Origin of the sequence: Cloacibacillus evryensis DSM 19522 (assembly GCF_000585335.1) — a bacterium.
In the GTDB taxonomy this organism is placed as follows: Bacteria; Synergistota; Synergistia; order Synergistales; family Synergistaceae; genus Cloacibacillus; species Cloacibacillus evryensis.
On the sequence record NZ_KK073872.1, the window covers coordinates 395,990 to 409,304 of the forward strand.

A 13,315-nucleotide genomic window follows, 5' to 3' on the forward strand; every position below is an offset into this window, starting at 1 on the left:
GTACTAGGCTGAGCCTTCGTGCGGAACGAAGATGATGATCGTTGTACCGGTTCCGGGCCTGCTCTCGACCGTCAGGCGGCCTCGGCAGAGGTATTCGAGACGGTTTCTCGTATTCTCAATCCCGACGTGCCGGCTGCCGTCGCGGGCCAGTGTTTGAAGGTTAAATCCGGAGCCGTCGTCGGAGACGGACAGCAGGGAACCGTTCGCCAGCCTCTTCGTGGCGACGGTTATCGTGATGGTCCCGCGCCCGTCGCCCCTGCCATGCCGCACCGCGTTTTCAACGAGCGGCTGCAAGGTAAGAATGGGGAGCATGAAATCCGTCGTTTCCAGGTCAAAGATCAGCTCCACCCGCCGCCCGAAGCGGAGCTTCTCGATGTAAAAATAATTTTCCAGATGCCGCAGCTCGTCGTCAAAAGGGATGGGCTTCTTATCCGAAAGAGAGGCCATGCTTCCGCGCAGATATTTCGCGAAATGCGAGACGGCCTCGGCGGCGGCCTTAGGGTCCTTCGCGCAGAGGGCTTTGATCGTCGAAAGCGAATTATAGAGGAAGTGGGGCTCTATTTGGCTCAACATGATGGTGACCTTGCTCTCCGCCAGCTCCTTCTCCATGCGTTCGGCCCTCGCGTCGGCGTCGGCGCGGCGTTTATATTCCCAGATAAGGATAACGCTCTGGATGATGATAAAAAAGGAAAAACTTACGCAGACCCATATCGGCGGAGTCTCTATGATCCGCAAATAACCGAGATTGTCCGCTATCGCGCCGAAGAGGGTGGGAACAAAAGAAATGAGCACCGGCAGGATCGCCTTATCGCCGGATTTCCGATACTCGATGACGAGAGAGACGATGGCGAAGAGAAAGAAGGCGGTGTTTACCGCGGCGCTGAAAAGCATGGGCCGATAGATGTCCGTCGTTCCGGTCCATGAAAGCGCCGCTAGAGCCAGGAATATAAAAAGTCCCGCCGCCGCGGAGCACTCGGCGGCGCGCCTGCGCCAGCCGCTCATATAGGTGGCGGCGTAAGAGGCGAAAAAGAAGGCCGTCAGATAGAGGCAGGTCACCTCAAAGGCCAGTATCACCCGCGGAAATGGAACGAGCAGCGTCGAAATGTCGTAATTTATCGAGATCCAGCCGCCAGCCGCGAAGGTGAAGCCGGCATTATAAAAGAAGCGCAGGAATACATTTCGGGAGGCGAAGAAAAAAAGCAGCGGCGAGGCCAGCAGCTCCACCGCGCCAAGCAGCGGAACGAATATCCCGATGAAGAAAAGCAGCCCGATCCGCCTGTAAAGGACATCCAGCAGCAGTTCGCCCGAATCCCCTGCATAAATATTTTCCAGCAGTAGCTTCACGGGCGAGTCATAATCCTTCGCATGGACCCGCCGCAGCTCGATCGTCACCTCGTCGCGCGGCGAGATGCCGGGCGACAGAAAACCGTGCCACACGTCGCCGGGGCTGTTGATATAACGGTTTGGCCTTCCCGAATATCCGAACGAATAGAGTTCGCGCCCGTTCACCGACAGCCGCAGCCGCAAATTCACCATCCTCAGTATGACGAACCTGTTTATAGCGATCTCCTCGCGGAAATGTCCCTTTATATAAACGGGACGCCCCTCCTCCGCGCCGCGGAATTCGGAGAGGCCGGAGAGCGGGCGCCATGCGCTTCCCTCGGTGCGGTACTCTCCGTCGATTGATATATGTGAAAGGGCGCCTTTGACAGCGAGCCGGCCCCCGCCGGAGAATAATCCGCCGATGATGAAAATGGCGGCGATGACGGCGGCCGCCAGGAGGGAAAATCGTATCTTGCCGAGAATATTCTTCATGCCGCGCCGCTCCAGTCTCTTCGTAAGTATCCTCCGCCTGATTTTAGCATAAAGATCACAGCTCCTCCTGCCCAAGTACCGGCAGGTCATAGTTTTCGGCACAGTTGCCCTTTTGTTGGCGTTCGTTTTTTATAATTGGCCTATATAAAGGGATTACTCAGCAAACGGCACAATGAAAATCAAATACAGGATCATGGAACGGCACCATTTCTAAGCACCTGCATTGACTCTGCCAGATCTTAAATACGGCGCTTTTTCAGCACAGCTTAATTATACGAGGAGGATATGTTATGAAAAAAAAGATATTTCAGTACGCGGGGGTCCTGTTTTGCGCGGCGTATCTAATATTTGGCATGACGCCTGCATGCTCTGAGGCTGTCAGTCTTATCGGAGAAGAGCGGGCCAAACAAATAGCATTTCAACACGCGGGAGCCAGCGAGTCTGGCGCAAGGATATTGAAACTAGGGCTTGATAACGACCACGAGCACACGGAGTATGAAATTGATTTTGTATTCGGAGACTTCAAATACGAATATGGCATCGACGCCGTAAGCGGCGCCGTAAGAAAATTTGGGAAAAAAGCAGGCTACGGAACGGCGGCCCATGCACAATATATTGGCCCGCAGGCAGCTGAAAAAATAGCTTTTGACCACGCAAAGGTAAAACGCGGCGACGTGCTTTATCTCAGGACCAAGCTCGACCATGACGATGGAATGGTTAAATACGAGGTCAAATTCTTCTGCAACGGGCTGAAATATGAATACGACATTGAGGCAAAAACGGGACAGATCCTGGAGTTTGAACAAGATAACGATTAACAAAATCTGGTTTAAGGCCAGGAATTTAACATTAGGAGGTATATTTGATGAACGAACCAGCTACAACTAATAAAAAGCACGTTAGAAGCATAGGCGCGATTGCACTGATATTGGCCATAACGGTCATAAGCGGCCTTTTTGCCCACTACATGCCGACAAAATCCAATGCAGAGGATGTTCGGATTCCACAAGCATTTATCATCAACACAAGCGCAGATCTTGCGCTGTTCCGCGACAACGTCAACAACGGCACCTCAAGCGATATATATGCGTACCTTTCCACGGACATCGTACTTTCAGGAGACTGGACTCCTATCGGCACCGAGGGACATCCTTTTAGCGGAACTTTCATCGGCGGCTGCCACATGATATCCGGCCTGACGATAACGGCTTCCAAGAACCAGTACGCGGGGCTCTTTGGATACGTTAAAGGCGGAGCTGTGGAAAACCTCACGGTCGACGCTTCTATCTCCATAATGGGCTCGACGCACGCGCTGTATTCAGGCGTTATAGCCGGGCGCGGAGAATCCGCGGCCTTTCTCAACTGTACGGCGACAGGCGCTGTCGGATTGGTAGTCTCCACCAACAACAATGTTTACGGCGGCGGGATCGTGGGTTATCTCTCCGGGATAAACTCAAAGATCCTGAACTGCTCATCGGCGCTTGGAAGCGTGGCGGCGGAGGTCGGGGCGTCGACAAATTACCAGGCATACTGCGGAGGAATCGTTGGCTATAACGGAGGCGGCACTATCACCAACTGTGCTGCCACCGGCGGAATTGAAGCGGAATCTCCGATAGATACGACCTATGCCGGCGGAATCGTTGGATACAACATGGGCGGAAAAATCACAAACTGTCTTGCAAATGCCATTGCGGGAGGAGCTGATTCCACGACAGGCACGACCTATATGGGCGGTATCGTCGGATACAACGACGGCAGCAGTGCCATTACGAACTGTTCTGCAAGCGGCACAGCCGGTGTTGAGGCGTCATCTGCTCCCTCCATCATTGGCGGGATTGCGGGATACAACCATAATAGTGCTACTATCACAAACAGTGCCTCAGCAATAGCCCTTACAACGGAACAGCACGGCACCTATATAGTGGGCGGCATTGTCGGCATAAATTCAGGCGACATCACAAATAGCGGCTGGCTCAGCACAACGGCGAGCTTCGATGTCGGCGAGGGCGAGCACGGAAAATTTGCCGTCGTCTCATATGACGCGGCTCTTTCAAACGACGTCGTCACCACCTGCCTGCCGAACCTTCTCGCGTCAACGGATCTCGTTCCGAAGCAGCTCGTAGTCACTGTGGGCAGCACCGACCAATATATGCTGAAGACATACCCGGGGAAACTGGGCACACAAGCGTCGTTCGATAGTTATGTCACTAACAGCGCTTTTGGCATCATGGACACCGCTTTAGCTGAAGTTGCCGTCAATGCCGCAAGCTATGACCATGCGGACGTGACTGGAAAGGCCGTAGGCGGCACGCACGCGACAAACGCAATGAAACTCTGCGCTACAGATTTTTCCAACATCGGCAATCCGATTAACACGCCGCTTGACCTGACAGGCGATGATAATATCCCCAAACTCTCCATTGGAGTCGTCGAGATAAAGGTCCCCGTGACCGCCATCTCTGTTGATAAAAAGATAGCGAGCACGGCCATAGGCAATCTTGTTTACATAGTCGCCACCGTTACACCCGCTGATGCCACTCTCCAAAGAATTACATGGAGTTCCAGCAATCCCGCAGTGGCTACGGTCTCGCCAACAACAAGCCTTTCCGGCGCGAGCGTCGGAGTAAAAGGCATTGCTGAGGGCAGAACAGTGATAACTGCAACCTCTGATAACGGTGGTTTCACCGCCTCGTGCGATGTCACAGTGACAAAAGAGGGGCCAATCGTAGTAGACGACCCATTCTCGCCGATTAAGCCGGTGCTTCCGGCGGATAAGCCCTCCGGCGTTGAGGCGACACTTGTCAAAATAGCTGTTGCGGCAGATAAAGCTGCTATTCTATCTGGCACGCGCCTGCTTCCCGCTGACCTCACAGTAAACGGCAAAGGACAGCTAATTGTGACCGATGCCATAGCCTCGGCTGCGGTAAACAGTGCAATCGAAGGCAAAAACTTAACTGTGGTGAAAATCAACAATTTGCCAATAGCCGCTGCAAGCCTTGACATTCTTGGAGACACATCGACATACGCCTATGAAGTCTCTGGTGATAAATTGCTGGCGGACTCGCTTTCAGAGCTTAAGCTGGTCAAGATTCTCCCTGGCGGCAAAGGAGAGCTTTTCAGCGTGGCCACCAAGTCGGCCGACTTCAAAGACAAGTATGTGACGCTGTTGAAATCAGGCACAAGCACGATACACACAGATGCGATAGTGCCAACGGATACCTACACTCTTGTAGCCTTTGTCAAAGACGGACAAAGTTTTGACCTTGACGAAGCCGCAAACGGTGTAGTGATTGACCCGATGGCGGTGCTTCAGGCAAAGACACAAGGCGGAGGAGGAAGCAGCAGCGGCGGCTGCAGCACAGGCCTTGCTGGATTGATGCTCTTGGCTGTGATACCACTGGTATTGAAAAAGAAAAAATAACGACGCACAAATAGCCTTTGATATTTGAGGGTGCACAAATTAACTGTATGAGTCGACGGCCTTTCAATATTTGAGAGGTCGTCCTCTCGTGCGGTGTGCATGATATGTCCATTTGTAGGTAACCTGCTTATGTCAGCAAGGTAATAATTTGCATCGCAGGAAGGGGAAATACTACAGGCAGAGGTGGCGCATGGTTTAAGGAGGTTCTGGTGATGGAAAGGCATTTACTTCTTTTGCGGAAAGCGGCTCTTTGCCTGGCGGTCGTTATGACCCTCCTTCTAGCTTGGCGGCTCATCTCGGATAAAAATTCCCGCGTCTCCGTCGAGAGTCTCTTTGTTCCGGTCAGTTTGATGGGTGAGTACAGTGTCGACGGCAGCCCGTGGCTGCAGCTGTGCAGCGATGCCGACTTTGGCATAAAGGCTGGAACTACCTTCTTTTTCCGAGGGAATTTTTCATGTGAAGTCGAAAAAAATATGCTGATCATGCTTCGCATCACGGATCTTTACGTTGAAATATCGCAGAACGGTCACCGGATATATTCTTTTGGGGAAAAGCGTCACCCGCTCTTCAAAAGCCCCGGAAACCTTTGGCACGCTTTTTTCTCGCCGGGGATAAGCCCTCGCGATCATATCGACATTGAGCTGCGCCCGGTTTACGGCGACGACTATCTGCCTGCTGTCAGTAGGTTTCTCAACAGCATCCACTATGGAAGTACAGATGGACTATGGCGCACGGAGATGCATGAATACGGCCTCTCTTTCCTGATTGGCGTTGTAACACTCGTGATGGGGCTGCTTGAGCTAGCCGCCGCAGCCGGGCTTGTGCTGCTCAAGCAGCCGCTTGCTTCGCGCTGTCTCTACGGCGGTGGTTTTTCCGTGAGCTGCGGCCTGTGGTTTGCGATACAGTATGGCTTCATTTCGTTAATCGTGCCATATCCAGCGTTGATTGGAAGCATCGACGTTCTCAGCTTTTATTTTATCGGCCTCTTTTTCATCCTATACATTGGAACTTTTCTTACTGGAGCGAGAAAGAGTGTTGCGGCATGTTCCTCCTCCTTCATTCTGACTCTCATCATTGGTATACTGGTGCTGGCACTTTCCGGAGTGCGCGATGCCTATGACGAACCAGATCTTCTGGTTGTCACCGTCGTCTGCGGAATGTTGGCCGCGCTCGCGGCCATGTGGCGCGAGTATCTTTTTACGTGCAATCGGGGACTGCGGACTGTTTTTTATACCACGTTGCCGGTAGGCATAGGCATTATGGCGGACATGTTCCTCTTTCTGAGGGATGGCAGTGAAAACACCATATGGCTCAACGCCGGTGTTTTTGTCTACGCAGTGGTGCAGTGGAGTTTTACAATCTGGCAGTTCAAGGTGAACACCGACGCATCTGTGCGTGAGGAGCACATGCGCGGCGAGCTGGCGCAGAGCCGCATTGCGATTATGCTATCGCAGATACAGCCACACTTTCTCTTTAACGCGCTCGCCACAATAAAATCTCTCTGCGTGAAGAACCCAAAGGCGGCGCGCGATGCAATAGACGCTTTCGCGAAGTATCTGCGCGGCAATATGGGTTCTCTAAACAAAAACAGATTAATACCTCTTGAATCGGAGCTGCTCCACCTCGAACATTACCTTTACATAGAAAAATTACGTTTTGGTGATAGAGTCAATGTAGAATATAATTTGAAGTGCAGGAGTTTTATGCTGCCAGCCCTCACAATCCAGCCGATGGTGGAGAATGCGGTTAAGCACGGCATCAGCCTAAAGCCAGGCGGCGGCACAATTTCTGTATCGACCTTCGAGGAACGCGCTGGCTTTGTCGTGGAGGTGGCTGATGACGGAATCGGCTTTGCGCCGGAGATGTTCAAGGAGGGCGGGCGCAGTCACATCGGAATAGAGAACACGAAAAGCCGCCTTAAGTTTATGTGTGGCGGTTCGCTTGCAATAACCAGTGCGCCCGGTGCAGGAACGAAGGCTGTAATATACATACCTAAAGAGGTGAAGGGATGAAGGTAATCGTAGTTGACGATGAAGAACTTTTGCTTGAAGATCTTCTGCTGCAGCTTCAAGAAGTACCGTCCGTCATTTCAACGGTCGGTTTTACCGACCCTGAAAAGGCATTGGAATATATTTTGCATAATGAGGTGCATGTTGCCTTTCTGGATATAAATATGTGCGGTATGGACGGACTGACTCTTGCCGCACATATCCAGCGTGAAAAACCCGCGGTCTCGATAATCTTTCTCACCGGGTACGGCGAATACGCGGTGGATGCCTTCAAACTGCGGGCTTCCGGATATATCATGAAGCCCGCAAATAGCGAGGATATAATCACCGAGCTTTCAAATCTGCGCCCGGTGGGGCCGCGGCATGATCTTGGCCGCCTCCGCGTGCAGACCTTTGGCTGTTTTGAGGTCTTCGCGAACGGAGCGCCGCTGCGCTTCAGCCGTTCGCGCTCCAAAGAGCTATTTGCCTACCTTGTGGATCGCCGGGGCGCCTCCGTATCTATCGCCGAGCTTGCCTCGGCACTCTGGGAAGAGCGGGATTTTGACAAGTCTCTGCGAAACCAGATACATACCTTCATGTCCGATATCGTAGCCGCGTTGAAGGCCGTCGGGGCCGCCGAGGTCGTGATAAAGCACAGAAACAGCTTCGCCGTTAATGTGGATGGCCTTGAATGCGACTACTACCGGTATCTTGAGGGCGATCCCCAGGCCGTTAAATCGTTCACCGGCGAGTATATGGCGAACTATAGCTGGGCGGAATATACGACGGCGCAGTTGGTGCGGAACCGGGAAGAGGGAGAGAACTAAAACTTTGCGGCGGCGAATGGATACCCGCCCTTAAGGCGAGCGGCATCGCCTGAGGGGCGGGGTTTTTTTGTCCGTGTGCGGCTGATTTAAGATTGGACAAATCTCAGGCGGATAAATAACCGCTTTTGTTTTTTTCGCGGCGGCCGTTATAATAACCTGTGAGAGAGTTGTCGGCTGGGGGAATGAGAAGGCTTCTGGATAAAATATCCGCGGATACGGCGGAATTTATAGAATGGCCGGTCGACCATGTGGCGGCAGAGGAGGCCTTACGGCCTGAATTGGCGGAGATGCGGATATACGACGCTCCGCTGATTGGTGTTGGCGCGGCTGATGACCCGCTTTTCGCGGAACGGCGGCGCGCATCGAGGGGCAGATGGCGGTAGCCGCGCTCGGCGGGTACATCAAGTCTCTTCTTGAGAGCGAGGAGTTTATGACTGTATTTCCAACCGCCGACAGCCGTTTCAGGATGCTGTACCCCTATGCCTCCGGCAAATGCCGGACGGGGGCCCTTGCGAAAGCAGGATGATGAAGGCGCGGCAGGTCCGGGGGAACGGAGGATGCCGCCGCCGAAAGGAATGGTATGGATGAGCGAAAAACTTGAATTTATGATCGTGGTCGATATGCAGAACGACTTTGTGAGCGGCAGCCTCGGCAGCGAAATGGCCCGCGCGATCGTGCCGGACGTCGCCGAAGCTGTGGAAAGATTTATCTCTGAGGACCGCGGGCGGCTAATATTCACGAAGGACACCCACGAAGAAAATTACCTGGAGACAAGCGAGGGCCGTCACCTCCCCGTACCGCACTGCGTCAGGGGAACGTGGGGAAACGAGATCATCCCGGAACTGGCCGGCTATGCCTCGCGCGAGGGGGCCGTCATCGTGGAGAAAAAGACCTTTGGAAGCGTCGGGCTCCCGGGGATCATCCGCGCCGCGGCAGCCGAAGACAAGGGGAAAAAGAGCGCGGACGGCACCGCCGGCGAATCTTTCGCCTTTTATCTTCTTGGGCTTTGCACCGATATCTGTGTCGTCAGCAACGCGCTGCTGCTCAAAGCGAATTTTCCCGAGGCGTCGTTCAGGGTGGACTCCCGCTGCTGCGCCGGCGTGACGCGAAAAAGCCACGAGGCGGCGCTGGAAACGATGAAGATGTGCCACATCGAGGTCGTATAAGCGGCCGTAAAGGCAGAGGCCGGTTAGGCCTCTGCCGGAAGTTCCCGCTCAGGTTCAGCACAGGCCGCCTGCCGTGACCTTTCCCGCCGTCATGCCGCGGGGCACGGCTCGGTCCCTCTTTCTCTCTCCATTGCGGCGTTTCGCGGCGCCGGGGCTTTCAGCGCCCGCAGCGCGTTAGCCACGGCGAGAAGCGCCACCCCGACGTCGGCGAAGATCGCGAACCAGACGGAGGCGTCGGCAAATATCGCGAGCAGCATCACCGCGACCTTGAAGCCGAGGGCCATCGCGATGTTTTCCCAGACGATCCGCTTCGTTTTGACGGCGATCCTGACGGCCGTCGCGATCTTGTCGACCTCGTCGGTCATTATCACCACGTCGGCCGCCTCTATCGCGGCGTCCGAACCGATGCCGCCCATCGCGATGCCGATATCGGCGCGGGTGAGGACCGGCGCGTCGTTGATCCCGTCGCCTACGAAGGCCGTCTTTTTCTCCTCGCCTGCCATCAGCTTCTCCAGCTCCGCCGTCTTATCCTGCGGCAGCAGCTCCGCGCGGACGGTGTCGATGCCGGCTTCGGCGGCCGTCTCCTTCGCGATCGCCGCGTTGTCTCCGGTCAGCATCACGAGGCGCGATATCCCGGCCGCGCGCAGGTCGTTCATCGCCGCGCGCACGCCCGGTTTGAGTTCGTTGGCGATCAGCAGGGCGCCGAGGTATTTCCCGTTGAGGGCGACATGCACGGCGGTCTTAGCGTATCCTCTCAATCCCCCGATGCCGATATCCTTCATGAGCTTTGTGTTTCCCGCGTAAAGGGTCCCCTCTTTGACGCGCGCTTCGATGCCCTTGCCTGCGAGCTCGCGCGCATCGGACCGCTCCGGCGCTTCGCCGCCGAAGGCCGCCATTATGGATCTCGCGATCGGATGATTTGACTGCGCCTCGGCCTCCGCGGCGCGTCGAAGCAGCTCCTCTTTGGAGACGCCCTCCGCGGGCAGCAGTTCCGTGACCTTGAAGACGCCGCGGGTCAGCGTGCCGGTCTTGTCAAAAGCGACCGTGCCGAGCCGGCTCATCGCATCCAGATAGGAGCTTCCCTTCACGAGGATGCCGCTGCGCGCCGCGCCGCCGATGCCGCCGAAGAAGCTGAGCGGGATCGAGAGGACGAGGGCGCAGGGGCATGAGATTATGAGGAAGGAGAGCGCCTTGTAAAACCACGCGGCAAACGTCCCGTAGCCGGCGAGCGGCGGCAGCAGCGCCACCAGCGCGGCGATACCGACGACGGCCGGAGTGTACCAGCGCGCGAACTTCGTGATGAACCTCTCCGTGGCGGATTTTTTGCTCGCCGCGCCGCGCACGAGCTCCAGTATCTTTGAGACGGTGGATTCCGAAAACGGCTTTGTCACGCGTATCTCCAAGGCCCCGTCCGTGCTTACGGAGCCCGAAAGCACCTCGTCGTCCGGCGCGGCGCGGCGAGGCACCGACTCCCCGGTCAGCGCTCTCGTATCAAGGAAAGATGTGCCGGAGAGCACGACGCCGTCAAGCGGTATCTTCTCTCCCGGCTTTACCGAGATCGTCTCGCCGACCATGACCTCCTCCGGGCTGACGGCGACTGTTTTGCCGCCGCGCAGCACGTTCGCGCGGTCGCTGCGGAGGTCCATGAGGCTCTCAATGCTGCGCTTCGATTTTGCTACCGCGGAATCCTGGAGCATCTCTCCGACTCCGTAAAAAACCATTACCGCGACCGCCTCGGCCATCTCGCCGATCGCGAAGGCCCCCAGCGAGGCGACGCTCATGAGGAAGTTCTCGTCAAAAATCTCGCCCTTCATGATATTGCGCAGCGAGGAAAGCAGCACCTTCCAGCCGGCGATCAGGTAGGCCGCCGCGAAGCCCGCGGCCTTCGCATAGGGTGGCAGCGGGGCGAAGGCGACCGCAGCCGCCAGCGCAAAGGCGGCGAAAAGCTGTATCAGCGTTCCCTTAATGCCGCCGCCCTCTTCGCGGGAATGGCAATGCCCGCAGCAATGCGCCTCTTCGTGCTCGTGATCATGCTCTATTTCGTGCCGGTGTTCCATTTAAACGACCCCTTTCTGTTATACATATACCCGTATAGGTATATGTATAACAGAAAAAACTACTTTGTCAAGAAGTCCGGAAAGATTTTTTACGACATGCGCGAGAAATGTTCGAGAGTCTTTACGAAATCGGCGATGGTCTTTTCGGCGTCGCCCTGTTCGATGCCGCGGCGGACGCAGTGCTTGAGGTGTCCCTCGAGTATTACCTGCCCGATCTTGTGCAGCGCGTTCTTCGCCGCGTTTATCTGGATGAGGATATCTTCGCAGGGGACGTCCTCGCCGATCATCCGCTCGATGGCGTTCACCTGTCCCGCGACCTTCCTCAGCCGCAGATGCAGATTCTTTGATTCAATACATTCCTTCATGACGGCACCCCCCTCTGTAATTTTTCAAAAATACCTTCGCGGGGTGTAAAAGTCAAGATAAAAAAGCGCCCTCACGGCAAACGCGTCAAGTCTTTTAACGGAAACATCGGACAGTCCGCGCCGCCGGCCGGCGGCGCGCCCGCTACAGCCGCTCGTCGACCTCTCCGATGAATCTCTTCTGCTGCCACAGCCATTGTTCCGGAAACTGCAGTATGCGCCTTTCCAGCTCCCTGTTTATCTGCAGCGTCAAAAAGTCGACCTCGGTCATATCCCCCTGCGCGCCGTCTTCGGGAGGAAAGCCGATATTTATCCTGCATCGGTAGGGAGATATCCGGGTGCAGGTGACGACCAGTACCGCGGCTCCGCTCAGCAGCGCGCAGCGGGCGGCAAGCGTGCCGGTATTTGTCATCTGCCCGAGAAAGGGCAGTTGGGAGCCGCTGCTCCCTCCGTGCCGGTCTCCCGCGACGCAGATGACGTCGCTCTTCTGAAACTCGGAGGCGAGTTGGTCTGACAGCGATTCGTCATTTAAGGCGGATATTTCATCATGCCTGCCGAAGAGGCACGAAAAACGCATCTGTCCCTCCATCCAGGCGGCGATGAGCGGCCAGTTGCCCAGGCACGCCGATACGGCAATGACCCGCCTGCCGTTTGAAATAGCTTCCTCAAGGAGTTCGAATCCCCTGACCTCCGCGGCGACCCTGTTCACGTATGCGGGGTCCTTCTGCCATGCGGCGTATTCGAAAAAACTCCATAAGAGGTTTTTATACGATTCCTTCAGTATTTGCTCTCTCTTGAACTTCGGCTTTGAGGGAAAGATGAACTCCAGGTTACGCCTGGCGATGTCTCTGCGCGGTCCCGCGATCCCGGCGAGCATGCAAAAAAACTCCACGGCTAACTTTGCCGTGGGGCCCTCTCTTTTGATAGTTTTGTTGAACAGCGAAAAAAAATTATCCCGGCAAAAAATGTCCGACATGACGATACAGCGACGCCTATTCCCGGCGTCCCGTTATTCCCCCGCCTGGATTCTCATCCTGGCTTCTTCCGATCTGTTCTGCGGGTCGCCGTTCAGCGCCGCGCTGCCGATGGTTACCTCACCGCAGATAACGCCGCCTCTTTCAATCGCGATCATATTCGTCGTGACGTTGCCGATGACGAAGGCTCCCTGCCTGAAATAGGCGTCCGCAGACGATGAGATGTTCCCCGATACCTTGCCGTCCACAAATATCTCCTTGGACATCATCGAGCCGACGATCTCCGTGTCTTTGCCTATCTTTATCGTGCCCTCCGCGGCAAGGTCTCCGGTGATCTTGCATGCCTTGAGGTCGATATTTTCTCCCGAGATATTCCCTTCGACGCTGCCTGATATGACGATGTCGCCTTTGGTGACGACATTCCCAACTATGATGCCGCGTATATCCAAACTTCCCTTCGAGACGACCTCGCCGTTGATGGCGGTATCTTCGGAGATGACGGAGGGATCAGATTTTTTGCGGTCATTCTTCCTTGGCTGTGTGAGGGCCAGCTTAGGCGCCGCAGTCTCCGCCTCTGTGACAAACGCGGCGATGTCCTGCTTCTCCGCCGGCCTCTCTTCCCTGTTCTGGCTTTTCTGCAACAGGAATATCTCTTTTAAGGCGGTTTTGAAATTCTGGCGATAATCCATGATTTCTTTCTCCTTA

General features: G+C 55.3%; 12 protein-coding genes. 7 read left to right on the forward strand and 5 right to left on the reverse strand.

Annotation, left to right across the window (positions count from 1 at the left end):
* Positions 1 to 3: 3 nt before the first annotated feature.
* Positions 4 to 1,815, reverse strand: a complete 1,812-nt coding sequence (locus CLOEV_RS15645) for a sensor histidine kinase (RefSeq protein WP_051484811.1) — start codon at positions 1,813 to 1,815, stop codon at positions 4 to 6.
* A gap of 290 nt (positions 1,816 to 2,105) precedes the next feature.
* Between CLOEV_RS15645 and CLOEV_RS01730 the strand changes: the two genes are divergently transcribed.
* The 7 genes from CLOEV_RS01730 to CLOEV_RS01750 all read left to right on the forward strand — a co-directional run bounded on the left by CLOEV_RS01730 (position 2,106) and on the right by CLOEV_RS01750 (position 9,217).
* Entirely contained in the window at positions 2,106 to 2,633 is a 528-nt protein-coding gene (locus CLOEV_RS01730) for a PepSY domain-containing protein (RefSeq protein WP_034441535.1), read from the forward strand.
* Between the two features lie 47 nt (positions 2,634 to 2,680).
* Positions 2,681 to 5,236, forward strand: a complete 2,556-nt coding sequence (locus tag CLOEV_RS01735; RefSeq protein ID WP_034441539.1) for an Ig-like domain-containing protein — start codon at positions 2,681 to 2,683, stop codon at positions 5,234 to 5,236.
* Positions 5,237 to 5,448: 212 nt separating this feature from the next.
* Positions 5,449 to 7,248 (forward strand): sensor histidine kinase, encoded by a 1,800-nt coding sequence (locus CLOEV_RS15650; RefSeq protein ID WP_051484812.1) that lies wholly within the window; start codon positions 5,449 to 5,451, stop codon positions 7,246 to 7,248.
* Positions 7,245 to 8,051 (forward strand): response regulator, encoded by an 807-nt coding sequence (locus CLOEV_RS01745; protein WP_034441541.1) that lies wholly within the window; start codon positions 7,245 to 7,247, stop codon positions 8,049 to 8,051. The genes CLOEV_RS15650 and CLOEV_RS01745 overlap by 4 nt, the downstream gene beginning before the upstream one ends.
* A gap of 182 nt (positions 8,052 to 8,233) precedes the next feature.
* Positions 8,234 to 8,434: a hypothetical protein gene (locus CLOEV_RS15655; protein ID WP_051484813.1), complete on the forward strand. Its 201-nt coding sequence runs from the start codon at positions 8,234 to 8,236 to the stop codon at positions 8,432 to 8,434.
* Positions 8,425 to 8,577 carry a hypothetical protein gene (locus tag CLOEV_RS16680; protein ID WP_156938342.1) on the forward strand — a complete coding sequence of 51 codons (153 nt, stop codon included), beginning with the start codon at positions 8,425 to 8,427 and terminating at the stop codon, positions 8,575 to 8,577. The genes CLOEV_RS15655 and CLOEV_RS16680 overlap by 10 nt, the downstream gene beginning before the upstream one ends.
* A 31-nt stretch (positions 8,578 to 8,608) precedes the next feature.
* Positions 8,609 to 9,217, forward strand: a complete 609-nt coding sequence (locus tag CLOEV_RS01750; protein WP_218915497.1) for a cysteine hydrolase family protein — start codon at positions 8,609 to 8,611, stop codon at positions 9,215 to 9,217.
* An 89-nt stretch (positions 9,218 to 9,306) separates the two neighbouring features.
* On the opposite strand, the gene CLOEV_RS01755 is transcribed toward CLOEV_RS01750, so the two are convergent.
* The 4 genes from CLOEV_RS01755 to CLOEV_RS01770 all read right to left on the reverse strand — a co-directional run bounded on the left by CLOEV_RS01755 (position 9,307) and on the right by CLOEV_RS01770 (position 13,299).
* Entirely contained in the window at positions 9,307 to 11,274 is a 1,968-nt protein-coding gene (locus CLOEV_RS01755) for a heavy metal translocating P-type ATPase (RefSeq protein WP_034441546.1), read from the reverse strand.
* Positions 11,275 to 11,363: 89 nt separating this feature from the next.
* A complete protein-coding gene (locus CLOEV_RS01760; protein ID WP_008709027.1) occupies positions 11,364 to 11,639 on the reverse strand; it encodes a metal-sensing transcriptional repressor in 276 nt (91 codons plus the stop codon).
* Between the two features lie 142 nt (positions 11,640 to 11,781).
* Positions 11,782 to 12,612: a lysophospholipid acyltransferase family protein gene (locus tag CLOEV_RS01765; protein WP_034441547.1), complete on the reverse strand. Its 831-nt coding sequence runs from the start codon at positions 12,610 to 12,612 to the stop codon at positions 11,782 to 11,784.
* A gap of 33 nt (positions 12,613 to 12,645) precedes the next feature.
* Complete coding sequence (locus tag CLOEV_RS01770; protein WP_034441549.1) at positions 12,646 to 13,299, reverse strand: bactofilin family protein; 654 nt, start codon at positions 13,297 to 13,299, stop codon at positions 12,646 to 12,648.
* Between the last annotated feature and the right edge of the window lie 16 nt (positions 13,300 to 13,315).